Raw genomic sequence first — 22787 nt, 5'->3', positions numbered from 1 at the left:
TTGCGTGTAACTTGCGCTGCCGACGCGTCGGTATTTTCCATCATTCCGGCTCGAACTGGGTCTCCACTGTCAAACTTTGGAGCCTCATGATGAATATCGTTGCCAAGAATATCCCGCTTGTCGTCACAACCGGGCCGCATCCCGCCTCCACGAAAATCCACAAAACCGGAATTTTGCATCCGCATATTCGCGTGCCCATGCGCGAAATCGCCGTCCACCCGACGGCGGGAGAACCGCCGGTCACGGTCTATGATTCTTCAGGCCCCTATACCGATCCATTGCATAACGTTCTGATCGAAAAGGGTCTGCCGCGCCTGCGTCACGACTGGGTTGTAGCGCGCGGCGATGTCGCGGCTTACGACGGTCGGCACGTCAAACCGGAGGATAACGGCTTTGCCACCGGCGAGCGCCTGACGCCTGAATTTGCCATGCGCCACCAGCCGCTGATGGCCACGGAAGGAAAAGCCGTAACGCAGCTTGCCTATGCGCGGGCAGGCATCATCACGCCGGAAATGGAGTTCATCGCCATCCGCGAAAATCTGGGGCGCGAAGCGGCGAAGGAGAAGCTGGCTCGTGATGGCGAGAGTTTCGGTGCACAGATACCCGATTATGTGACGCCGGAGTTCGTCCGTCAGGAAGTCGCATCGGGCCGCGCCATCATCCCGGCCAACATCAATCACCCCGAGCTTGAGCCGATGATCATCGGCCGTAATTTTCTGGTCAAGATCAACGCCAATATCGGCAATTCCGCCGTTACCTCCTCCATGGCCGAAGAGGTGGAGAAGATGGTCTGGGCGATCCGCTGGGGTGCCGATACCGTCATGGACCTTTCGACCGGGCGCAACATCCACAATATCCGCGAATGGATCATCCGCAATTCGCCGGTGCCGATCGGCACGGTGCCGCTTTATCAGGCGCTGGAGAAGGTCAACGGCATTGCCGAGGACCTGAACTGGGAAGTGTTCCGCGATACGTTGATCGAACAGGCGGAGCAAGGCGTGGATTATTTCACCATCCATGCCGGTGTTCGGCTGCATTACATTCCGCTTACCGTCAACCGTGTCACCGGTATCGTCTCACGCGGCGGGTCGATTATGGCCAAGTGGTGTCTGCATCATCACAAGGAAAGCTTCCTCTACGAGCATTTCGACGAGATCTGCGACATCTGCCGTGCCTATGATGTTTCCTTCTCGCTGGGTGACGGGTTGCGGCCCGGTTCGATTGCCGACGCCAACGACGCCGCGCAATTTGCCGAGCTGGAGACGCTCGGTGAGTTGACACAGATCGCATGGGCGAAGGATTGCCAGGTCATGATCGAGGGCCCCGGCCATGTGCCGATGCACAAGATCAAGGAGAACATGGACAAGCAGTTGAAAACCTGCGGTGAGGCGCCCTTTTATACGCTTGGGCCGCTAACGACTGATATCGCCCCCGGTTACGACCACATCACTTCCGGCATCGGGGCAGCGATGATCGGCTGGTTTGGCACGGCGATGCTCTGCTATGTCACGCCGAAGGAACATCTGGGTCTGCCGGATCGTAACGACGTGAAGGTCGGTGTCATCACCTACAAGATCGCGGCTCACGCGGCCGATCTCGCCAAGGGCCATCCGGCAGCACAGGTGCGGGACGATGCGCTGTCGCGTGCAAGGTTCGAGTTCCGTTGGGAAGACCAGTTCAACCTGTCGCTGGATCCGGACACGGCGCGCTCCTTCCATGACGAGACCCTGCCGAAGGAGGCGCACAAGGTCGCGCATTTCTGCTCGATGTGCGGGCCGAAATTCTGCTCGATGCGGATTTCCCATGACATCCGCGCCGAGGCGCAGAAGGAAGGGCTGGAGGCCATGGCCGCGCGCTTCAAGGAAGGTGGCGAGCTTTACATGCCGCTCGCGACCCCGGCAGACGGCCAGTAGCATGCGTGTTCTTGTTAAGGGAACTGGGGTCGCCGGTCTGACGGCGGCCTTCGAACTGGCGCGGCGCGGCGCAACCGTGGAGGTTTCGGAGCGCAATGCTGAAGCCTCGCGCGGCGCATCCTTTTATGCGGGCGGAATGCTGGCGCCCTGGTGCGAGCGTGAAAGTGCGGACGAGGCGGTACTGACACTCGGCCAGGCGGCTCTCGACTGGTGGGATGAGGCGACCCCCGGCCTTGTCATCAGACACGGCACGCTGGTCGTCGCGCCCGCCCGCGACAAAGCCGAGCTTTCGCGTTTCGCATCCAGAACAACTGGATACCAGTGGGTGGATGAGGGTGAAATCGCCGCTCTGGAGCCTGACCTTGCCGGGCGGTTCCGCTCCGGGCTTTATTTCCCGGGCGAGGGGCATCTCGATCCGCGCCTTGCACTCAAATCGCTGCATACGCGGCTTTGCGGCTTGGGCGTGCTGTTTCATATGGGTATTCCGGTGGATGAGCAGCCGTTCGATCGGGTGGTGGATTGCACCGGCGCTGCGGCGGTGGGCGAGATTGCCAATCTTCGCGGCGTGCGGGGAGAAATGCTCTATCTAGCCACGACAGAGGTTTCCCTGTCGCGCGCCGTCCGGCTCTTACATCCGCGCATTCCGCTTTACATTGTGCCGCGTGAGCCGGGTCGCTTCATGGTGGGGGCGACGATGATCGAGACAGAGGATGCCGGAGCCATTTCAGCGCGCTCGATGATGGAGTTTCTGAACGCCGCCTATGCCGTACATCCGGCCTTCGGCGAAGCGGAAATCATCGAGACCGGAACGGGCGTGCGCCCCGCCTATCCCGACAATCTGCCGAAAGTTACGCAGGACGGCCGGACCGTCTTCATCAACGGCGCCCACCGGCATGGCTTCCTGCTGTCGCCGGCGATGGCGCGGCAGGCGGCTGAAATCGTCTGCCAAGATATCTCTGGAAAGGAACAGGATCATGAAACTTCTGGTGAATGGCGACGAGCTTGATCTCGCCACCGAGACGCTGGCCGGGTTACTCACCAGCCTCGACTATGAAGGCGAGTGGCTGGCGACGGCGGTCAATGGCGATCTGGTGCATTCGGAAGAGCGCGCCGATTATCGATTGAAGGCGTTCGACCGTGTCGAAATCCTCTCGCCGATGCAGGGAGGTTGAGGCCATGCTGACGCTTTATGGCCGTGAGGTCTCGTCGCGCCTCCTGCTCGGCACGGCGCGTTATCCGTCTCCCGCCGTGCTTGCCGATGCAGTGCGGGCCAGCAACACGGATATTCTGACGATTTCGCTGCGTCGGGAAACGGCAGGCGGCAAGAAGGGTGGCCAGTTTTTCGAGCTGATCCGCGAGCTGGATCGTTACATTCTGCCCAATACGGCTGGCTGCCATACCGTGAAGGAAGCGGTGCTAACGGCGAAGATGGCGCGTGAGGTTTTTCACACCAACTGGATCAAGCTGGAGGTCATCGGCCATCACGACACCTTGCAGCCCGATGTGTTTGCGCTCGTCGAAGCGGCGAAAATTCTCTGCGACGATGGTTTCGAAGTCTTTCCGTATACGACTGATGATCTTGTCGTGGCGGAAAAGCTCCTGGATGCGGGTTGCAAGGTGCTGATGCCCTGGTGCGCGCCGATCGGCAGCGCCATGGGGCCGCTTAATCTGATGGCGCTGAAATCCATGCGGGCGCGTTTTCCAGATGTGCCGCTGATCGTCGATGCCGGTATCGGCCGGCCTTCACATGCGGTGACGGTGATGGAGCTTGGTTACGATGCCGTTCTGCTCAACACGGCGGTCGCGGGGGCGGGTGACCCTGTCGGCATGGCGGAAGCTTTCGCCCGCGCCATTGAGGCCGGGCATCAGGCTTTTGTGGCGGGGCCGCTGGAGCCGAGAGATATGGCCATTCCCTCGACACCGGTGATTGGCACGGCGGTATTTTCCTGATTCACCTTTTGCGTTGACAGTGCCCCGTGGCGGCGGGATACCGGGAGAAAAGGGGAACGGCATGGCGGCACTCAATAATCTTCTGACGGATATCAATGGGATTTTGGTCGGCAATGTCACCGATCTTGCACTCGGCTCCGGCGTCACCGCAATCGTTTTCGAAAAACCCGTAATCGCCTCCGGTTCGGTTCTTGGCGGGGCGCCCGGTGGTCGTGATACCGGCCTGCTCGACCCGGCGATGACGGTGGAAACCGTGGATGCCTTCGTACTTTCAGGCGGTTCGGCCTTCGGGCTGGATGCGGCGGGTGGTGTTCAGGCCGGTCTGCGCGAGATCGGGCGTGGCCTGCAAGTCGGTTCCACCCGTGTTCCCATTGTGCCGCAGGCGATCCTCATGGATCTGCTGAATGGTGGCAACAAGGAGTGGGGGCTGCATTCGCCCTATCGCGAGATGGGCTATGCGACTTTCAGGGCGGCGTGTGCGGAGCCCTTCGGGCTTGGAACAGTCGGCGCGGGAACGGGGGCGACCACCGCCACCTTCAAGGGCGGACTTGGTTCGGCAAGCGCTGTCAGTTCCGGCGGTTACAAGGTGGCGGCCATCGTCGCCGTCAATGCGCTTGGCTCGGCAACCGTTGGCACCAGCCGCCATTTCTGGTCTGCGCCTTTTGAAGAGCAGGGCGAGTTCGGCGACTGCGGTTTTCCTGATCGTTTCGAACCGGATCATACCGCGCTTCGTCTCAAGGGCGTCAACCTCACCGCGACGACCATCGGCGCCGTGGTCACCGATGCCGTCCTTACCAAAGCGCAGGTGCACCGCCTTTCTATCATGGCGCATGACGGGCTGGCGCGCGCCGTGCTGCCCGCCCATCTGCCGAGCGACGGCGACACCATGTTTTCGGCTGCGACCGGTGAGAAGCCGCTTGAGGGCGGCGCTCATTTTGCGGAACTCTGCCATCTCGCTACCATCGTTATGGCGCGCGCGGTGGCGCGCGGTGTTTACGAGGCGAAGGCTCTGCCGCAGCACGGTGCGCAGAAAGCCTATCACGATCTCCATGGCCGGGGTTTCTAGCCGATGAGCAAGATACATCAGCCACTGAAGCCCGTTCTCCGCATCGATTTTCCGCCCGGAGATCGTCTCGGCCACGGTAAGATCGAGTTGATGGAGCTGATTGTCGAGACCGGTTCGATCTCGGCCGCCGGGCGAGCGATGGACATGTCCTATCGCCGTGCATGGCTGCTTGTGGATGCGCTGAACCATATGTTCAGGCAGCCGGTGATCGAATCCCAGCGGGGCGGCAAGCAGGGTGGTGGGGCCGCGCTGACCGCTTTCGGTGCCGAATTGCTTGAACGGTATCGCAGCATGGAAAAGCGGATGAATGAGGCCCTGCGCAAGGATATCGACTGGCTTGAGGCCAACCGCAATCCGGATGCCGCCATCACTAATATGGATCGAGAGCCGCCGACTTTATGATCGCGTGTACCGGTTTCCCGGGTTCCAGCTGGAGACGTTCGCGCGACAGATCGGTGATGCGCGACTGTATAATATCGCCGCCGCAATTAACCTGAACGGTTACCATGCCATCTTCGCTGGCGGAGATGCCGGCAATATGGCCTTCGAGGATGTTAAGGGCGCTCAGGCCTTCGGGTTTTGCCGTGGCAAGCATGACGTCACGCGCCGGTATCAGCACGCGTGCCGGGGTGCGGGGTGTTCCTCCTTTTGCTGGAACCTGCAGGAGCGACGAGCAGAGCCTTACGGCAGCAAGCCCGTGCCTTTCATCGAAGCTTTCGATGTGTCCCGAAAGGATGCTGCCTGCTTCTCGTCGCTCAAGATGTGCGCTGAAATTCGACCGTGACAGCACGTCGGCCGCTTTTCCCTGTGCCTCCACCTTGCCGTCCTTCATAACAACTATGCGGTCGGCAAGGCGGGCGACTTCCTGGATGGAGTGGCTGACATAGACGATCGGGATTTTCGTTTCGTCGCGCAGCCGTTCCAGATAAGGGATGATCTCGGCCTTTCGTTCCTCGTCCAGTGAGGCGAGAGGTTCGTCCATCAACAGTAGTCTGGGCGATGACAGGAGTGCGCGGCCGATGGCGACCCGCTGTTTTTCACCGCCGGAAAGCTTGTTCGGACGACGCTGGAGAAGATGGCCGATGCCAAGCATGTCGATAATGCGGTTTTCATTCGCCCGCTCAGCTTTTTCCGTAGCGAACCATTTGCCGTAGTTCAGGTTCTGGGCAACGCTGAGATGAGGAAATAGCCGGGCTTCCTGAAAAACATAACCAAAATGGCGCCTGTGCGCCGGCAGGAACAGGCGCTTTCCGCTATCGGCCAGCACTTCGCCATCGAGCGATACCTGACCACTATCTGGCCGCAGCAGACCTGCGATGATGCGGATCATCGACGTTTTACCGGAGCCGGAGCGTCCGAAAAGCGCTGTAACGCCGCCATCAGAGGTGAATGACGCGTTGAGTTCGAAGGAGCCGAGGCGGTGGCGGGTGGAGACAGAAAGCGTCATTCCATGCTCACCCGTTTGCCGATGATGCGGGCCAGAAACTCGGAGACGAGCAAGGCCGACATGGAAATCACGACGGAAACGATGGTCAGCCGCAATGCGCCTGCATCGCCGCCCGGAACCTGCGTGAAAGTGTAGATGGCGGCGGACAGCGTCTGGGTTTCGCCGGGAATATTGGAAACGAAGGTGATGGTCGCGCCGAATTCGCCCATGGCCTTGGCGAAAGCGAGGATCATGCCCGCGATGATGCCGGGCAGGATCAGGGGAAGTGTGACGGTGAGGAACACCCATAGGGGGCTTGCACCCAGGGTTCCGGCCGCCTCTTCCAGCTTGCTGTCCACCGCTTCGATGGAGAGGCGGATGGAGCGCACCATCAGCGGAAACGCCATGACGGCGCATGCGAGCGCCGCCCCCGTCCAGCGAAAGGAAAAGACGATGCCGAACCAGCTGTCTAGAAACTGGCCGATGGCGCCTCTGCGGCCGAAGAGGACGAGCAGCAGAAAGCCGGTGACGACGGGCGGCAGAATGAGCGGCAGGTGGACAATGCCATTGAGCAGCGACTTGCCCCAGAAGCGCCCGCGCGCCAGCGCGACGGCAACCGCAATGCCGAAGGGCAGGCTGGCGAACATGGCGATGGAGGACACCCACAGGCTGAGCCTGATCGCCGTCCATTCTTCAGGGCTTAGTGTCCACCAATGCAAAGCCATATCCTACAATCGTCATCTCTCGCGGTCCCATACTGGATGGGACCGCGAAACGCAGTTTATTTCAAAACGGTAAAGCCTTGCTTTTCGAAGAAGGGCGTAGCCTTGGCGGACTTCAGGAAATCCAGATAGGATTTTGCCGCCGGAGATTTTGCTTCCGAGAGAATGGCGACGGGGTAGATGATCGGCGGATGGCTGTCCTCCGGGAAGGTGCCGACGATCTTCACGCCCGGATCGGCGGCCGCATCGGTCTGGTAGACGATGCCATAGGGCGCTTCGCCGCGCGACACCAGCAGCAGCGCTGCGCGCACGCTTTCCGCGCCGGCGACTTTCTTTTCCACGGATGACCAGACGCCGAGTTTTTCCAGCGCAGCCTTGCCGTATTTACCCGCCGGAACGGAATCGACCGCGCCCATGGCCAGTCGGCCATCGCCCACCAGTCCGGCGAGATCGAAGTCCTTTTTAATATCGACCGGCTTGGCCTTGTCGGCCGGGGCGACGAGAACGATGCGGTTGCCAAGAAGATTGGAGCGGCTTTCGACGTCGATCAGCTTCTTTTCGGCAACATAATCCATCCAGGCGAGGTCGGCGGAAATGAAGATATCCGCCGGTGCACCCTGCTCGATCTGTTTGGCGAGTGCGGAGCTTGCGGCGTAGGACACGGTCGCTTCATTGCCGCTTTCCTTCGCCCATTCGGCATTGATCGCATCAAGTGCGTTTTTCATGCTCGCGGCAGCAAACACCGTGACTTTTTCGGCGGCATGGGCGGGAACCACCGCAAAGGATGCCGCCACCCAGAAGGATGTTGCTGCGGCGATGGTTTTGAAGAAGGTGCGGCGTAAGAGTCTCATGGTGTGTTCCCCCGGTTCGAGATATCCTGATGAATATATCGATAGGCCTATAGGGCAATCATTATATTTTCAAGAATATATCGATGCCGTTTAAAAAGCCGCCACGACCGGCGGCTTTCGGCCTGTTGATCAGAAGCGTTCACCGGCGAAATGGGCAATCTGTGCGCCCGCCTCGTAATAGGCTTCCTTCACTGCCCTGAAGGCCTGCGCTTTTGGTTCGGTCAAGGGAAGAGGCAGGTCGTTTTCGGCGATATCACCGAGAATATGTTGCGCAATCACCTTGCCGAAGGCAGTACCGGGTGCGATGCCGCGGCCATTATAACCGGAAAAACCGACGACATTTTCCGCGAATTTATGGAAACGCGGCACGGCATTGTCCGTCATGCCGATCTGGCCGTACCATTCGCATTCGAATTCAGTCTCTCCCAGTTGCGGGAAAAGCCGCTTCAGCGATCGTTTGGCCCATGCCCGGTGAATGGCGGCACCCGTGCTGCGCAACGCGCCGACGCTGCCGAAGACCAGCCGACCCGCTTTGTCCATGCGGAACGAGGAGAGGATTTCCTTTGTATCCCAGCAACCTTCTCGGTTCGGCAGGATACTCTTTTGCAGATTGTCGCTAAGCGGTCTGGTCGCGAAGTTGAAGTAGGGCAGGTAGGTCTGTTCGTCGCGGACGATCTGCCACGGCCCGGTGCTGTAGGCTTCGGTGGCGACGACGATCCAGTTGGCGGTCACCGATCCCTGCGGTGTTTTTACCACCCATTTTCCGCCGCTGCGTTCGGTCGACATGACGGGGCTGGCGGTGTGCAGCCGTGCTCCTGCCTTTTGCGCGGTGGCAGCCAGACCACGAACATAGGCAAGCGGCTGAAGCGTGCCGGCGCGCGTATCGAAAAGTGCGCCGGAATATGCGGTGCTGCCGGTGTGTCTTGCCGTTTCATCGGCATCGAGAAGGCGGACGGGAGCGCCCCTGGCTGCCCATTGTTCGCAGCGCTCGCGAATTTCGGCGAGCCCTTTTTCACCGACGGCGCAATGCAATGTGCCATTCTTTTCGATCTCGCAGGGAATCGCGTGTTTTTCCACCAATTCGCGCACCAGCAACGGCGCATCACCCAGAAGGCTGAGAAGCCGTTCCCCGTAGGTTTCGCCCAGCACGCCGGGCAACTCCCTCGGCATGACCCACATGCCGCCGTTGATGAGACCGACATTGCGGCCGGCGCCGCCGAAGCCTATTTCCCTGGCTTCGAGAAGAACGACATCCATGCCCTTTTCAGCAAGATGAAGGGCGGCGGATTGTCCGGTGAAGCCGCCACCGACAATCACCACATCGGCAACCGCCTCGCCTTGCAGTGCAGGCGTTGCGGGCGGCTGCGGCGCGGTCTTTTCCCAGAGGCCGTGCGAGCGGGGATCATTATACATCGTTCCACCATTTTCCGGGCGAGTTCATTTGTTTTCCGTATGAGTGACAAGCCCTTGTTTATGAGACTTTACAAGCGGCCTCACCTGTTGAATATCGACATATCGTCAAGAGTTCATTCCGTGAGGGAATATGGTTCTACCGCCTCGGCGCTTCTTACCGTCGCTTTCACTTCTTGCTGCCTTTGAAGCCGCCTCGCGCACGGGCAGCGTGACCGCGGCTGCGAGAGAACTCGGGCTTACTCAAGGCGCGGTCAGTCGGCAGATCCTCGCGCTTGAGGAGCAGCTTGGCGTGGCGCTGTTTCTGCGCGAGCGGCAGACAATCCGGCTCACCCGGGCGGGGGAGGGTTATGCGCGGGAAATCCGGGAGGCCCTGCGGCGAATATCGACCGCGTCGCTCAATCTGCGCGCCAATCCGGATGGCGGCACGCTCAATCTCGGTGTTTTGCCAAGCTTTGGTACGCGCTGGCTGGTGCCGCGTCTTCCCGATTTCATTGCCCGACATCCGGGCGTTTCGGTCAATCTTCTTACGCGTTCGTCGCTGTTCGATTTCCGTACCGATACAGTCGATGCGGCGATCCATTTCGGTTTGCCGCATTGGCCGGGTACCGAACTCGTTTTTCTGATGCATGAAACAGTCATTCCGGTGTGCAGTCCCGCTTTCAGGGAGCGCTACGGGCTTTCACAGCCGGGCGATCTGCTGCATGTGCCGCTGCTGCACATGACGACCCGGCCGGACGCCTGGGAACAATGGTTTCGCAGCCATGATGTGGTTTTCGACAATGTGCATGGCATGCTTTTCGATCAGTTCACGACGATTGCCGAGGCGGCGAGCGCCGGGGTCGGGGCATCGCTCATTCCGTCCTTCATGATCGGGGAGGAGTTGCGAAGCGGCCGGCTTGTCGCGGCGGTTACCGGCGAGGTGGAGAGCGAAGAGGCCTATTATCTCGCCTGCATGCCCGATCGCGCCGGTTACGCTCCGCTTGAAAGTTTTCGAAGCTGGATCGTTTCTCAGGCCGCGATCGGGGCTGGTAGCAGCGGATGAGACTTTTCTGCCTAAACCGGCAGGCGGTCTTGCAAGACCGGCGCGGCTAAGCCAATAGTGCGCCATGACGCATGGCAAAGAGCCACGCACCACAAGTTCCAATACGGGAGATGTCCGTGAAGCCCATTTTTGTCCAGCTTCAATGCGAGCCCGGCAAGACCTATGATGTCGCCGATGCCATCTACAAAACGGAGCTGGTTTCCGAGCTTTATTCCACCAGCGGCGAATATGATCTGATGCTGAAGATCTATCTTCCGCAGGAAGAGGATATCGGCAAGTTCATCAACCAGAACATCGTCAATATTCCAGGCATCGTCCGCTCGTTGACGACGCTGACCTTTACCGCGTTCTGACGCGCGTCTGCGCGGCGAGAGAGTCTTTTCAGCCCTGGGATCTGGGCTGGCTGGATTCCTGCGACGAGCACAGAAACCAGGAGAGGTGGGAGCTCTAGGAGCGCGTGGCTTTTGCACTCCAATCCGGATTTGAAAAAGCTATTTCACCTTAGTGCAGGGCGTATTGATACACCCCGTCGTGGTTTATGACAGACCAGTGGACGAATTGTCAGGCAATAGAAAAGCGCGCCATCGACCCGGTATTCTGGATCCGATATTGGGCGCGCTTTGGTTTTGAAAGGTCCGTGAGCGGGTGATGGGTTTCCCGCATCAGGCCGCGGCCAGGTTCCGGCTGCGCACGAGATTGCGAATTGCAATCCGCACATCGTCGGCGCTGTCGAACTTCTGTTCGTCCAGGTCGTGGACGTGGAACTTCACCGCGATGAACTTCAGCCGGTCGTTGTCCGGTATGACGATGCCGACGGGTTCGCCAGCGAATTCAATAACTTGCTTTTGCATAGGTATACTCCCGCTGTGGCTCATTAACACAGCATGTTGTCGAACTGATTTTCAGAAAATTGAGACCGTCAGGTCACATTCGACAGCAGCGGGAACACGTGGATTTAAATCCAGCATTCCAGGACTCAAGACCAAGGATTGCGTTGATGCGAATATATTTTGACATGACACACTCCCTGTATTGGTGTTGATCCGGAATCAGGAGACTCGCTCTCCAGTTCCACACTGATAATCCAGACCACCATTAAAATCAATGCTGATTGTTATAGGTAGAATATTTTTCTTTATGATGACAGGAGGGGGGCGGAAATGTGAAATTTTTGTTTTCGTTCGACGCCGCTTTGAAAAGCCCGGCACGGCGGGCTTTTTATGCTTTTTTTAATCGTCGCCGGATGCAGGCGGCGGGTAAATATGATCGTTTCCGTTGAAGTCCGAGACGGAGTAGCAGCCATCGCGGGTTTTTTCGGCCGCATTCGGGCCGATCGTGGCCTTGCCGTGACCGCCCGGAATGTCGAGAACGTAGGTCGGCTGGCAAAGACCGGAGACATGCCCGCGCAACGCGGAAACGATTCGCTGACCTTCTTCTATCGTCAGCCGGAAATGGCTGGTGCCGGGCGCAAGGTCGGGGTGGTGCAGGTAGTAAGGCTTGATACGGTTCTCGACAAAGGCGCGCATCAGTTCGGCGAGAATTGCCGAATCATCGTTGATGCCCTTCAAAAGTACGGTCTGGCTGACCATGGCGATGCCGGCATCGATCAGCCGCGCGCAAGCACTTCTGGCTGCTTGCCCAAGTTCGCGTGCGTGGTTGGCGTGCAGGGCCACATAGGTGGTTTTACCGCTGGCCTTCAATGCCTCGATCAGCGGCCCGTCGATTCGTTCGGGATCGACGACCGGCACACGGGTGTGGAAGCGAACGATCTTGACGTGCGGTACGTCTTTCAGCCGCGTCATCAGGTCGGACAATCGCCGCGCCGAGAGCACCAGCGGATCGCCGCCGGTGAGGATGACCTCCCAGATGGCCGGGTTGGCTTTTATATAGTTGAATGCGGCGTCCAGCTCTTCCGGGTTCATCATGCCGTTGCCTTGCGGCCCGACCATTTCGCGGCGGAAACAGAAACGGCAATAGACGGGGCAGACATGCACCGCCTTCAAGAGCACCCGGTCCGGATAACGGTGGACGATGCCATGGACGGGACTATGTGCACCGTCGCCGATCGGATCGTCCCGTTCTTCGGGAAGGTGGACGAGTTCGGCTAGGTCCGGCACGAATTGCCGCGCGATGGGGTCCTGCGGATCGCCGCTGTCCATCAGATCGGCCATTGTCGCTGTGATGGCTAACGCGTAACGCTGCGTCACCGCGCGCACGTCCTCGAGCGCCTCGGTCTTGATCAACCCCGCCTCAACAAGTGCTTCGGGTGTCTTGATGGTTTCAAGCCTTGTCATCGTCCGTATTCCGCGACGGGTGCCCACATGACCAGATCGATTCGGGGCGCGCCGGTTGCCAGCATCACCAGTCGGTCGAAACCGAGTGCTATGCCGCTTGCCGGCGGCATGATCGCCAGCGCCGCCAGAAAATCCTCGTCCAAAGGATAGGTCTCGCCGTAAACCCGCTGCTTCTCAACCATCTCCATTTCGAAACGCCGTCTCTGCTCAGCAGCGTCTGTCAATTCGCCAAAGGCATTGGCAAGTTCCACGCCACACGCATAAAGCTCGAACCGTTCCGCCACCCGCGCATCCCCAGGCGATTTGCGGGCAAGCGCAGCCTCGCTTGTGGGGTATTCATCGAGAATGGTGGCGCGGCCGAAGCCCAGTTCGGGTTCCACCCGCTCCACGATAACGCGGCTGAACATATCCGCCCAGGTGTCGTCCTTAGCCACACGAATTCCGGCATTGGTGAGGCTTGCGGCAAGGTGCTGGCTATCCGTCTCGCCGTTTCGGTCAATCGTCGCCAGAAGATCAATTCCCGCATAGCGATCGAAGGCTTCCGCGACGCTCAGACGTTCCGGTTCGAGGAACGGATCGACGCTGCGGCCACGATAGGTGAAATTGTTTGTTTTGGCGGTTTCTGCCGCCAGCGCCAGAAGATTGGCGCTGTCCTTCATCAGGATCTCGTAGGTTTCTCCGACCCTATACCATTCCAGCATCGTGAATTCTGGGTGGTGCAGGGGGCCTCTTTCCCGGTTTCGATAAACATGGGCGAAACAGAAAATGCGTTCTTCACCGGCCGCGAGCAATTTCTTGCAGGCGAATTCGGGCGAGGTGTGGAGATAGAGCGGAGCGGCGTCGCCGGCCGGCGTCAGTCCCTGGGTGGCGAAGGCATGCAGATGTGCCTCGTTGCCGGGAGAAATCTGCAATGTGGCGGTGTCGACCTCTAGAAAGTCCGCGCGCGCGAAATAGCTGCGAAATTCCGACTGGATCGCGTTGCGTCCAAGCAGAAAGGCGCGGCGGTCGGCATGGACGTCGGGCGTCCACCAGGGCGACATTGTCTCGTTGCTTGAGCCCATCTCTTTTTTCTTTTCCGTCTTACCTGCTGGCCTTGTTACGGATAAACGGCCCGCAAAACGCCTGATCGCATCATTTAAAGCAATTCCGGGCGGAAAACCGCTAGGCACTCTTCCGCGAATTGCTGTAGAAGGCTGGCAATTCGCGCGGATTTAAGGTAGTTGCGCCCCAGAAAAAAGACAAAACGTCTGCCGGGCCGGTGCTATCGCGCAGTCCTTTACGACGCATTTCATCGAGTTACAAGGAAGTCATATGGTCAAGGTTATCGCCTCATCCGTCCGCAAGGGCAATGTTCTCGACGTGGACGGCAAGCTCTACGTTGTTCTCACCGCGCAGAACTTTCACCCGGGCAAGGGCACGCCTGTCACGCAGGTTGACATGCGCCGCATCGTTGACGGCGTGAAGGTCTCCGAGCGCTGGCGCACGACCGAACAGGTTGAGCGTGCTTTCGTCGAAGACCTGAACTTCCAGTTCCTTTATGAAGACGGCGAAGGCTTCCACTTCATGAACCCGGCAAACTACGATCAGGTCGTTGTCGATGTCGAGACGATGGGCGACCAGAAGGCCTATCTGCAGGAAGGCATGACCTGCGTTCTTTCCATTCACGAAGGCAATCCGCTGGCTGTCGAACTGCCGCGCCACGTCACGCTTGAAATCGTGGAAACGGAACCGGTTGTGAAGGGCCAGACGGCTTCTTCTTCCTACAAGCCGGCAATTCTTTCCAACGGCATCCGCACCATGGTGCCGCCGCACATCGACGCCGGTATCCGCGTGGTCATCGCGACGGAAGACAATTCCTACGTCGAGCGCGCCAAGAACTGAGCCCGACGGCAGGTTAAACAAAAAGCACCGGGCGACCGGTGCTTTTTTTGTGTCTGGAATACAAAAAAAAGCCCGCGTCTCGACGCGGGCTTTTCATTTGCCTTGAGGCGTTTCTTACATGCCCTTTGCAGCGGCCACGGTTGGGCCGGCGGACTTCTTCGGGGCAGGCTGGCCAACGGCATAACCGCCACCGAGAGCCACGTTGAGCGATACATAATCCTGCGCGGTCGTCTGGATCGCCGTTGCAAGGTTTGCCTGCGCATCGGAGACCGACCGCTGGGCATCCAGAACGTCGAGCAGAGACGAAGCACCGTCACGATAGCTGGCTGTCGAGAGCTGCAGCGCTTCCTGGTAGGATGAGACAGTCTTTCTCAGCGCGTCGACGGTACGCTGGTCGCGATTGATGGCGGCCAGGGCGTTTTCGACTTCTTCAACTGCGTTGAGAACGGTTGCCTTCCAGACGAGATATTGCTCGCGTGCTTGAGAGTTCGCGATGTCGACATTGGCGCGCAGTCTGCCACCATCGAGGATCGGGAGAGTGAGGCTCGGACCGAAGGACCAGCTATTGGCCGTTCCCCTGCCGCCGCCACTCAGGAAATTGTAGCTCGGGGTGATCGCGCCACCAAGCTCGATGCTTGGATAAAGCTGTGCCTCGGTTACACCGATCGTGGCGACCGCAGCGGCGAGATTGCGTTCAGCGACGCGGATGTCCGGACGGTTGCGGATCAGGTCGGCCGGGATGCCGGTGCGGGGAACTGCGCGCGCAACAGGCTGGCGTGCGCCCTTCTGCAGCTCGGTGATGAGCGACGAGGCCGGCATGCCGAGCAGGGTCGCGATGCGGTGGGCTGACTTGCGGAAGCTGGTTTCGAGGCCGGGTATCTGCGACAGCGTTGAATTGACCAGACCTTCGGACTGGACGACATCGAGACGCGAGGCCGCACCCGCTTCGAGCTGCAGCTTCGTCAGATCGAGCGTTTCGCGGCGTGAACTCAGGTTCTGGCGGGCAATCGCCAGGCGCTCCTGATAATAACGCACGTCGATATAGGCCGCGGCGACTGAGGAAATCAGCGTCAGGCGCTGAACGTCGACGGTGGAGTACGCGGCGTCAAGCGAAGCATCAGCGCTTTCCGTTGCCCGGCGATAGCGACCGAAAAGGTCGAGGAACCAGGAAATGCTAAGGCTGCCGTTGGACACGTTGGTGACGGGAACGTCACGGTAGCTGCCCTTGGTCTCGCTGGTCGTGTGGCTGCCACTGCCAGTCAGGCTCGGCAGGCCGCCGGCGCCGTCCACGATCACCTGAGCCTGCGCCTGATTGATGCGCTCGATTGCTTGCATGACGGTGAGGTTCTGCGCAAGGCCGGTGGAGACGTAACCGTTCAGGCGGTTGTCGTTAAAGGCCGTCCACCATGCAACGCTGCTGATGTCGCCATTACTGGTTTTTCCGGCTTCCGCGAACTTTCCCGGCAATTGAATTTCCGGCGTCTTGTGGTCGGGTCCGACAACGCAGCCCGAAAGCAGTAGCATTGTCAGGGGAATAGTAGCGCGAATAGACAGCATATAATTTTCCCAATTCTCTGGTTGGCTTACCAAGCGCGGCTTGCTGACAAATGGGCTGCGCGGTCGATATGCCCTAGAAACGTGCGTTTGCCAAATCGGCCATATTTCTAGCAGCGTATTAACGGTTGGCACAGCCCATTTTTGTTTTGTTAACGCCTTGAAAGGCGACGAATGATGACGAAAAAGGACGGAACGAAGAAAATTCCGAGCAGTGTTGCAGAAAGCATACCACCCAGCACCCCGATACCGATTGCATTTTGCGCAGCGGAACCCGCTCCGGTTGCGATCGCGAGAGGCACGACGCCGAGGATGAAGGCGAGCGACGTCATGATGATCGGGCGCAGGCGCAGCTTCGCCGCCTCCAGTGCCGCCTCCACCAGACTTAACCCGTGCTCCTGCCTCTCCTTGGCGAATTCAACGATCAGGATCGCGTTTTTCGCGGCAAGGCCGATGGTCGTCAGCAGGCCCACCTTGAAGTAGACGTCGTTCGTCTGGCCGAAGAAATGGGCCGCAGTCAAAGCGCCGAGGACACCCACCGGGACAGCCAGAATGACCGAGAACGGGATCGACCAGCTTTCATAAAGGGCAGCCAGGCAAAGGAACACGATGAGAACCGACAGCGCGTACAGCATGGGCGCCTGCGAGCCGGAAAGGCGTTCCTGATAGGAGATGCCCTGCCATGCCACGGTGTAACCGCCTGGCATGCTTGCCGTCAGACGTTCCATCTCGTCCATGGCTTCGCCGGAAGCAACGCCTGCGCCGGCGGTGCCTTCAAGCGAGATCGCGCCCGTACCGTTGTAGCGTGCCAGTGACGGCGGCGCGTTGATCCACTTCACCTCGCTGAAGGAGGAGAAAGGTACCATTTCGCCGCTGGTGTTGCGGGCATACCAGAACTTCAGGTCGTCCGGCTGCATGCGATAGGGTGCATCGCCCTGAACATAGACCGGCTTGAGCTCACCGTTCAGGGTGAAGTCGTTGACATCCCGGCCGGCAAAGATCGTCGACAGCATCAGGTTCACGGAGGAAAGATCGACGCCCATGGCCCCCATCTTTTCCTGATCGAGAATGATCTTCATCTGCGTTTCGTTGTCCTGGCTGTCGCTTCGCAGAGAGCTGATCTTTGGATTGCTTGTTGCAAGCGCAATCAGGTCCTTGGAGGTTGCGGTCAGAGCGTCGGTGCCGTTGCGGCCGCTATCCACGAGATACATGGAGAAACCGCTCGACGTGCCCATGCCCTGAATTGCCGGCGGCAAAAGCGGGAATACCTGTGCATCGCGGAAGCCGAAGAACGTACCCATTGCCCGCTGCACAATGGCGGCGGCGTGTTGATCGGGTGCGGTTCGCTCGGAAAAGTCCTTGAGCTTGGTGAAGACTATCGCGTTGTTCTGACCCGAACCGCTGAAGCTGAATCCAAGCACGCCGAAAACCGATTCGACATTGGCTGCTTCTTTTTCACGGAAGTAGCTTTCGACCTGTTTTACCACCTCGTTGGTGCGTTCGATGTTCGAACCGGTCGGTGTCTGGATGATCGTCAGCAGCACGCCCTGATCTTCCTGTGGGAGGAAGGAGCTTGGCAGTTTGGTGAAGAACCAGGCGCAGCCGCCGACGACGATCAGGAAAAGAATCGTCACGCGCAGGGGCCGTTTCAGCAGATAGCCGATCGACGAAACATAGCCGTCCGTCGTCTTGCCGAAGCCGCGGTTGAACCAGGCACCCGGTCCACGCTGCTTTTTGGTATGGTCGATGGGCTTCAGCATTGTTGCGCACAGCGCCGGCGTCAGAACGATGGCGACCACCGCCGAAAGCAGCATGGCCGAAACGATCGTGATCGAGAACTGGCGATAGATGATACCAGTCGATCCGCCAAAGAAGGCCATGGGAATAAACACGGCGGTCAGGACGAGCGCGATGCCGATGATGGCGCCGGTTATCTCGCCCATCGATTTTTCCGTCGCCTCGACCGGCGACAGGCCCTCTTCCGACATGATGCGCTCGACGTTTTCAACAACGACGATGGCGTCATCCACGAGAAGGCCGATCGCCAGAACCATGGCGAACATGGTCAGCGTGTTGATAGAATATCCGGTGACTGCGAGGATGCCGAACGTGCCGAGGAGCACGACGGGCACGGCGATCATCGGAATGAAGGTGGCGCGCAGGTTTTGCAGGAAGACCAGCAGCACGACGAAAACGAGGATGATCGCCTCGATCAGCGTATGCACCACTTTCTCGATCGACAGCTTCACGAAGGGTGTCGTGTCGTAGGGATATTCGATCGAGACACCCGCAGGCAGCGAACCCTCAACGGCCGTAAGCGCGGACTTGACACGTGCTGCAGTATCGAGCGCGTTGGCGCCCGTGGCGAGGTTGACCGCGAAACCGGCGGAAGGACGGCCGTTGGAGCGGGAATCACCGCCATAGGTTTCCTGGCCGATTTCGATGCGGGCCACGTCGCTCAGGCGAACGGTTGCGCCGTCCTTCTCAACCTTCAAGATGACCGATTCGAAATCGGCGACGGTGGTGAGCTGGCTCTGCGCCGTCACCGTCACATTGAGCTGTTGGCCCTGGACGGCGGGAACGGCACCGAGGGAGCCGACCGAAACCTGGGTGTTCTGGCTTTCGATGGCGCCGGTGACGTCAGCCGTGGTCAGCTGGTATTTGTTGAGCTTGAACGGATCGAGCCAGATGCGCATCGCATATTCGGAACCGAAGACGTTGATGCTGCCCACGCCTTCAAGGCGCTTGATCTGGTCTTCAACGCGCGAGGAGAACACGTCGCCGAGATCGGCCGAATTGCGCTTGCCGTCCGTCGAGATCAGCGCACCCACCATCAGAATGCTCGATGTGGAGCGGCTGACCTGAATACCGCGCTGCTGCACGGTGTCGGGCAATTGCGACTGCACGAGCTGCAGCTTGTTCTGCACCTGAACCTGCGCGATGTCAGGCAGGATGCTGTTGCCGAAGGTCAGTGTCACTTCGGCGCTGCCGGTCGAGGAAGACGAGGTCATATAGGTGAGGTCGTCGAGGCCGGTCATGCCGTCCTCAATGATGGTCGTCACCGATTTTTCGACCGTCTCAGCGCTAGCGCCGTTATAGGTTGCGCTGACGCGGACCGTCGTCGGGGCAATATCGGGATATTGCGAGATGGAGAGCGTCACAATTGCCAGAGCGCCGCCCAGCATGATGACGATGGCGATAACCCATGCAAAAACGGGGCGCCTGATAAAGAAATGGGCCATGGCAGTCCTGCCTTACCTTTTACGAGCTTCGACCGAGGGTTTCGTGCTCATGTTTATTTCGAGGGGGCGGCGGCAGGCGGAGCTTGCTGCGGCAGAACGACGATACCGCGATCGTCGATGGTCACTTCCACGGGCGCGACCGTCGCGCCGTCGGCAATCCACTGGAAACCGTCAACGATGAGTTTGTCGCCATCCTTGACATTTTCCGTCACCAGCCAGGCATTGCCCGACTGCTGGCTGGACGGGAAGGTGCGCGTTTCCACCTTGTTTTCCGCGGTGACAAATTTCGCGGTCAGTTCGCCATTGGCGTTCCGGCTAGCTGCGCGCTGCGGGATGCGGAAACCCGTTTCCTTACCGATGGTCAGCGTTGCGCGAACATAGGTGCCGGGAAGCAGAAGATCGTCCGGGTTATCGAAGAGAGCACGGATGGAGAAGGTGCCCGTGGTTTCGCTCACCGCCATGTCCGACATGTCGATCTTGCCGTCATGCTTGTATTCGGTGCCGTCTTCCAGCGTCAGGTGAATGCCGGTTTCCTTGGTATCGCCGCCGAGCTGGCCCGACGAGATCGCCTTTTTCAGACGCAGAAGATTGATGCTGGATTCCATCAGATCGATGTAGATCGGATCGATGCGGCGCAGCGTCGTCAAAGCCGTCGTCTGGTTTGCGGTCACCACGTTGCCGATGCTGAAAGCGGTTGCGCTGGTGATGCCGTCGAAAGGCGCGCGGACCTTGGTGAGATCGAGATTGATCTCAGCCGTTTCCAGCGCAGCCTTGGCCTGGGCTACGTCGGCTTCGGCCTGAAGCAGCGTCACCTTGGCGTTTTCATATTCGATCTGCGTTGCGCCGCTGTTGACCAGCCGCTCGTAGCGGGCAAGGTTCGCCTGGGCGCTCGGAACGCTTGCTTCGGCTTTCGCTACGCTTGCCTTGGCCTGTGCCACTTCTGCCAGATAGGTGTTGTCTTCAATCTGGTAGAGAATGTCACCCTGCTTGACCTCGCTGCCTTCCTTGAAGGGAATGTCGCGGATGATGCCAGTGACGCGCGGGCGGATTTCCGCCGTCTGGAACGCGCTTGCGCGGCCGGGAAGAACGGTGGTCAGGGGATATTCGCTCGTCTTCATCACAATGATGCTGACCGGAGACGGGGGACGCGCGGCGCCCTGGCCGGCGGTCTGGCTGCTTTCGCCGCCATCGCTGCATCCCGCGAGAACTGCGGTCATGCACAGAGAAGCAAATAGGGGTAAAATACGTCGGCTCATTGTTCTTCCCTGCGTATCGGTCGCATTCAACTATAAGCGCAGTGTCGCTCGGCGGATGCTGGTCCGGGTGCAGGGACGATGGGTGAAGGCCCTATGGGGACTTTCTTCGTTCAATCTGCTCGGACCGCCATTCGCATAGAAGCGCAGGCTTTCACGCTTCGCAAGCAATTGCGAGAAGGTGACGTAAGTTGAGAATCGTCACTTAGCAAGCGGATTGCGCAATCCTGCCTCGATTAAATCAACCAGTTGATCGCAACGTGTTGCTAAATTGCCGATATCTTCCCGTGCGATGAGGACGGGATGGATGACGCTCGCGAGTGCGTGGAGGACGGTTTCCGCCAGAGGCGGGATGTCGGCGGGGGCGTAAATTCCCTTATCTACGCCATCGCGAATAATGTCGGCCACCAGGTTTGCTATGACGGATTTGTAATAGTCACCGCACTTCATGTCCTGCTTGGCCGTCATCAGGATCATTTCGAATATATAGGGATTGTCGTTGAGGTTCTGATGGTGTTGTTCCATCAGGGTGCGGGCGAGATGGCGCAGCCTTGAAACTGGTGCATGACTTTTATCGAGCGGGTGGATTTCCCGCTCGAAGGCACCGATCTGCTCAAACCCGATGGCATCGACGAGCGCATTCTTCGAATTGAAGTTCTTGAAGACGTTCGCGGGCGACATGCCGAGTGCTGCGGCGATATCGGCAATCGCCACTGCATTGAACCCGCGCTCGCGAAAAAGTTCTTCGGCTTTGGCAAGAATGTCCCGCCGCGTCTCTTCGGCGGAACGGCGAGGCCGGCGCTTGACAGGAACGTCGTTCCTCCTGTCACCCTTTCTCGCCTGTTCGATCGTTTTGCTCAAGGTCAGACTCCGGGGAAAAATTGCTCCAGGTTCCGGCGTACTCTTGCCAGCGGCGTCTCACCGCTATCGTCGGGAACGAAGCTTTGTCCGGTGATGCGTTCGTATGCATCAATATATACCCTTGACGTCTGCAATACGAGTTCCTGCGGAATTTCCGGAACGTCGTCCTTATAGGGATCGCAGCGTTCGGCAACCCAGGCTCTCACGAAATCCTTGTCGAAGCTTGCCGGCCGTGCGCCGTTGCGGAAGCTCTCTTCATAGGTTTCAGCCATCCAGTAGCGGCTGCTGTCAGGCGTGTGGATTTCGTCGGCCAGAATAATCGTGCCGTTTTCATCGGTGCCGAATTCGTATTTCGTATCGACGAGGATGAGGCCCTGCTTTGCGGCAATCTCCTGTCCGCGCTTGAACAGTGCGAGCGCGTAACGGGAAAGCGTGTCCCATTGCTCCTGCGTCAGAAGTTTCTTCTCCACGATCTCGGCCGGCGTCAACGGCTCGTCGTGACCACCATCGAAGGCCTTGCTCGTCGGCGTGATCACCGGCTCGGGCAAGATCTGGTTGTCCTTCATCCCGTCCGGCAGGCTCATGCCGTACATCTGTCTCTGGCCCTTCTTATAAAGGGTCAGGATCGATGTGCCGGTGGTGCCGGCTAGATAACCGCGAACCACCACTTCGACCGGCAATATTTCAAGCCTCTTGCCGATGACGACATTCGGATCGGGATAGCTGACCACGTGGTTGGGGCAGATATCCTTCGTCTGCTCGAACCAGTAGCGTGCCGTCTGGGTCAATACCTGCCCCTTATAAGGAACACAGGTGAGGATGCGGTCGAATGCGCTGAGGCGATCGGTTGATATGATAATGCGGTTGCCGTCGGGCAGATCGTAATTTTCACGCACCTTGCCACGGTAGTAATTCGGCAGCTCGGGAATGACGGCTTCATCGAGAATGCGCACGGGCTCTCCAATTCTTAAGGCTATAAGGGGCGTCGGACGCCCCAGTCTGGCTGAAACTCTTATCCGTTCCTATTGCATGTTTCCCGAAACAGAACCAGTCGGCACATACAGGAGGCTCCTCTTGCCCTCCCTGGCGGTCCGCCTTGAAACTATCTTTTATTTTCATACGGTTAGCAAAAATGTCAGTTTTTTGACGATAGGTGTGTTGACTTGTTTGAGGGTGATCTCTTATAAGTCCGCTCACTGAACGAGGGCGGCGGCGCTGCTGGCGACGAAGTCTTTCGTTCTAAAGAAATCATGTTGATGAGCTGACTGCTTGTTGTTTTCCAAGGGCTTTTGCTTTTGGGGTTTGATTTTGTGACTGCA

Annotated in this window: 21 protein-coding genes; 9 read left to right on the top strand and 12 right to left on the bottom strand. The window is 58.9% G+C overall.

Translation table 11 applies throughout. The features are described 5' to 3' along the window. The first annotated feature begins 89 nt into the window (after window positions 1-89). The 6 genes from thiC to ASD46_RS15070 all read left to right on the top strand — a co-directional run bounded on the left by thiC (window position 90) and on the right by ASD46_RS15070 (window position 5331). Complete coding sequence (thiC, locus tag ASD46_RS15095) at window positions 90-1913, top strand: phosphomethylpyrimidine synthase ThiC (protein ID WP_025594493.1); 1824 nt, start codon at window positions 90-92, stop codon at window positions 1911-1913. Window position 1914: 1 nt separating this feature from the next. Then, on the top strand, window positions 1915-2919 hold the full coding sequence (gene thiO, locus ASD46_RS15090) for a glycine oxidase ThiO (protein WP_060642517.1): 1005 nt from the start codon (window positions 1915-1917) through the stop codon (window positions 2917-2919). Continuing rightward, on the top strand, window positions 2888-3085 hold the full coding sequence (gene thiS / locus ASD46_RS15085; RefSeq protein WP_003516823.1) for a sulfur carrier protein ThiS: 198 nt from the start codon (window positions 2888-2890) through the stop codon (window positions 3083-3085). The genes thiO and thiS overlap by 32 nt, the downstream gene beginning before the upstream one ends. A 4-nt stretch (window positions 3086-3089) precedes the next feature. Then, the gene (locus ASD46_RS15080) at window positions 3090-3863 is read left to right on the top strand and encodes a thiazole synthase (protein ID WP_003516825.1); all 774 of its coding nucleotides are present in this window, start codon (window positions 3090-3092) and stop codon (window positions 3861-3863) included. Window positions 3864-3924: 61 nt separating this feature from the next. After that, a complete protein-coding gene (locus ASD46_RS15075; protein WP_060642516.1) occupies window positions 3925-4929 on the top strand; it encodes a P1 family peptidase in 1005 nt (334 codons plus the stop codon). A gap of 3 nt (window positions 4930-4932) precedes the next feature. Beyond that, window positions 4933-5331, top strand: a complete 399-nt coding sequence (locus ASD46_RS15070) for a winged helix-turn-helix domain-containing protein (RefSeq protein WP_025594488.1) — start codon at window positions 4933-4935, stop codon at window positions 5329-5331. Here the strand turns inward: ASD46_RS15070 and modC are convergent. The 4 genes from modC to ASD46_RS15050 all read right to left on the bottom strand — a co-directional run bounded on the left by modC (window position 5300) and on the right by ASD46_RS15050 (window position 9341). Next, window positions 5300-6376: a molybdenum ABC transporter ATP-binding protein gene (gene modC / locus ASD46_RS15065; protein WP_025594486.1), complete on the bottom strand. Its 1077-nt coding sequence runs from the start codon at window positions 6374-6376 to the stop codon at window positions 5300-5302. The genes ASD46_RS15070 and modC overlap by 32 nt on opposite strands. Continuing rightward, window positions 6373-7080, bottom strand: coding sequence for a molybdate ABC transporter permease subunit (modB, locus tag ASD46_RS15060; RefSeq protein WP_025594485.1), 708 nt, complete (start codon window positions 7078-7080; stop codon window positions 6373-6375). Before modB ends, modC begins: the two co-directional genes overlap by 4 nt. Before the next feature lie 56 nt (window positions 7081-7136). Continuing rightward, window positions 7137-7928 (bottom strand): molybdate ABC transporter substrate-binding protein, encoded by a 792-nt coding sequence (gene modA / locus ASD46_RS15055; protein ID WP_025594483.1) that lies wholly within the window; start codon window positions 7926-7928, stop codon window positions 7137-7139. Between the two features lie 129 nt (window positions 7929-8057). Then, window positions 8058-9341, bottom strand: coding sequence for an NAD(P)/FAD-dependent oxidoreductase (locus tag ASD46_RS15050; RefSeq protein ID WP_060642515.1), 1284 nt, complete (start codon window positions 9339-9341; stop codon window positions 8058-8060). A gap of 130 nt (window positions 9342-9471) precedes the next feature. On the opposite strand from ASD46_RS15050, the gene ASD46_RS15045 reads away from it, so the two are divergent. Both ASD46_RS15045 and ASD46_RS15040 read left to right on the top strand, forming a co-directional pair. Further along, a complete protein-coding gene (locus ASD46_RS15045; protein ID WP_025594480.1) occupies window positions 9472-10383 on the top strand; it encodes a LysR family transcriptional regulator in 912 nt (303 codons plus the stop codon). A gap of 116 nt (window positions 10384-10499) precedes the next feature. Next, on the top strand, window positions 10500-10736 hold the full coding sequence (locus tag ASD46_RS15040) for an Lrp/AsnC ligand binding domain-containing protein (protein ID WP_003516842.1): 237 nt from the start codon (window positions 10500-10502) through the stop codon (window positions 10734-10736). Window positions 10737-11045: 309 nt separating this feature from the next. Here ASD46_RS15040 and ASD46_RS15035 read toward each other — a convergent pair whose 3' ends face one another. The 3 genes from ASD46_RS15035 to epmA form a co-directional block, all read right to left on the bottom strand. Then, window positions 11046-11234 (bottom strand): hypothetical protein, encoded by a 189-nt coding sequence (locus ASD46_RS15035; protein WP_003516843.1) that lies wholly within the window; start codon window positions 11232-11234, stop codon window positions 11046-11048. A gap of 378 nt (window positions 11235-11612) precedes the next feature. Then, a complete protein-coding gene (locus ASD46_RS15030) occupies window positions 11613-12677 on the bottom strand; it encodes a lysine-2,3-aminomutase-like protein (protein ID WP_025594479.1) in 1065 nt (354 codons plus the stop codon). Next, a complete protein-coding gene (gene epmA, locus ASD46_RS15025) occupies window positions 12674-13738 on the bottom strand; it encodes an EF-P lysine aminoacylase EpmA (RefSeq protein ID WP_025594477.1) in 1065 nt (354 codons plus the stop codon). The genes ASD46_RS15030 and epmA overlap by 4 nt, the downstream gene beginning before the upstream one ends. A 250-nt stretch (window positions 13739-13988) precedes the next feature. Between epmA and efp the strand changes: the two genes are divergently transcribed. Next, on the top strand, window positions 13989-14558 hold the full coding sequence (gene efp, locus ASD46_RS15020) for an elongation factor P (protein ID WP_003516849.1): 570 nt from the start codon (window positions 13989-13991) through the stop codon (window positions 14556-14558). A 114-nt stretch (window positions 14559-14672) separates the two neighbouring features. Here efp and ASD46_RS15015 read toward each other — a convergent pair whose 3' ends face one another. The 5 genes from ASD46_RS15015 to ASD46_RS14995 all read right to left on the bottom strand — a co-directional run bounded on the left by ASD46_RS15015 (window position 14673) and on the right by ASD46_RS14995 (window position 22421). Further along, on the bottom strand, window positions 14673-16115 hold the full coding sequence (locus ASD46_RS15015) for an efflux transporter outer membrane subunit (protein ID WP_025594476.1): 1443 nt from the start codon (window positions 16113-16115) through the stop codon (window positions 14673-14675). Window positions 16116-16264: 149 nt separating this feature from the next. Then, a complete protein-coding gene (locus tag ASD46_RS15010) occupies window positions 16265-19354 on the bottom strand; it encodes an efflux RND transporter permease subunit (RefSeq protein WP_003516853.1) in 3090 nt (1029 codons plus the stop codon). 53 nt (window positions 19355-19407) lie between these two features. Continuing rightward, window positions 19408-20610, bottom strand: a complete 1203-nt coding sequence (locus tag ASD46_RS15005; protein WP_025594474.1) for an efflux RND transporter periplasmic adaptor subunit — start codon at window positions 20608-20610, stop codon at window positions 19408-19410. Between the two features lie 198 nt (window positions 20611-20808). Beyond that, window positions 20809-21468 carry a TetR family transcriptional regulator gene (locus tag ASD46_RS15000; RefSeq protein WP_019566104.1) on the bottom strand — a complete coding sequence of 220 codons (660 nt, stop codon included), beginning with the start codon at window positions 21466-21468 and terminating at the stop codon, window positions 20809-20811. Window positions 21469-21470: 2 nt separating this feature from the next. After that, window positions 21471-22421, bottom strand: a complete 951-nt coding sequence (locus ASD46_RS14995) for a phosphoribosylaminoimidazolesuccinocarboxamide synthase (protein WP_003516858.1) — start codon at window positions 22419-22421, stop codon at window positions 21471-21473. Between the last annotated feature and the right edge of the window lie 366 nt (window positions 22422-22787).

Origin of the sequence: Rhizobium sp. Root491 (assembly GCF_001427205.1) — a bacterium.
Lineage (GTDB): Bacteria > Pseudomonadota > Alphaproteobacteria > Rhizobiales > Rhizobiaceae > Agrobacterium > Agrobacterium tumefaciens.
The sequence above is the reverse complement of the archived record's forward strand: the minus strand, read 5'-3'. Positions and strand labels throughout refer to the sequence as shown.

Bases quoted from the DNA above. Each gene is read 5' to 3' on its own strand.
- thiC (WP_025594493.1), top strand. From the start codon at position 90: ATGAATATCGTTGCCAAGAATATCCCGCTTGTCGTCACAACCGGGCCG.
- thiO (WP_060642517.1), top strand. From the start codon at position 1,915: ATGCGTGTTCTTGTTAAGGGAACTGGGGTCGCCGGTCTGACGGCGGCC.
- thiS (WP_003516823.1), top strand. From the start codon at position 2,888: ATGAAACTTCTGGTGAATGGCGACGAGCTTGATCTCGCCACCGAGACG.
- ASD46_RS15080 (WP_003516825.1), top strand. From the start codon at position 3,090: ATGCTGACGCTTTATGGCCGTGAGGTCTCGTCGCGCCTCCTGCTCGGC.
- ASD46_RS15075 (WP_060642516.1), top strand. From the start codon at position 3,925: ATGGCGGCACTCAATAATCTTCTGACGGATATCAATGGGATTTTGGTC.
- ASD46_RS15070 (WP_025594488.1), top strand. From the start codon at position 4,933: ATGAGCAAGATACATCAGCCACTGAAGCCCGTTCTCCGCATCGATTTT.
- modC (WP_025594486.1), bottom strand. From the start codon at position 6,376: ATGACGCTTTCTGTCTCCACCCGCCACCGCCTCGGCTCCTTCGAACTC.
- modB (WP_025594485.1), bottom strand. From the start codon at position 7,080: ATGGCTTTGCATTGGTGGACACTAAGCCCTGAAGAATGGACGGCGATC.
- modA (WP_025594483.1), bottom strand. From the start codon at position 7,928: ATGAGACTCTTACGCCGCACCTTCTTCAAAACCATCGCCGCAGCAACA.
- ASD46_RS15050 (WP_060642515.1), bottom strand. From the start codon at position 9,341: ATGTATAATGATCCCCGCTCGCACGGCCTCTGGGAAAAGACCGCGCCG.
- ASD46_RS15045 (WP_025594480.1), top strand. From the start codon at position 9,472: ATGGTTCTACCGCCTCGGCGCTTCTTACCGTCGCTTTCACTTCTTGCT.
- ASD46_RS15035 (WP_003516843.1), bottom strand. From the start codon at position 11,234: ATGCAAAAGCAAGTTATTGAATTCGCTGGCGAACCCGTCGGCATCGTC.
- ASD46_RS15030 (WP_025594479.1), bottom strand. From the start codon at position 12,677: ATGACAAGGCTTGAAACCATCAAGACACCCGAAGCACTTGTTGAGGCG.
- epmA (WP_025594477.1), bottom strand. From the start codon at position 13,738: ATGGGCTCAAGCAACGAGACAATGTCGCCCTGGTGGACGCCCGACGTC.
- efp (WP_003516849.1), top strand. From the start codon at position 13,989: ATGGTCAAGGTTATCGCCTCATCCGTCCGCAAGGGCAATGTTCTCGAC.
- ASD46_RS15015 (WP_025594476.1), bottom strand. From the start codon at position 16,115: ATGCTGTCTATTCGCGCTACTATTCCCCTGACAATGCTACTGCTTTCG.
- ASD46_RS15010 (WP_003516853.1), bottom strand. From the start codon at position 19,354: ATGGCCCATTTCTTTATCAGGCGCCCCGTTTTTGCATGGGTTATCGCC.
- ASD46_RS15005 (WP_025594474.1), bottom strand. From the start codon at position 20,610: ATGAGCCGACGTATTTTACCCCTATTTGCTTCTCTGTGCATGACCGCA.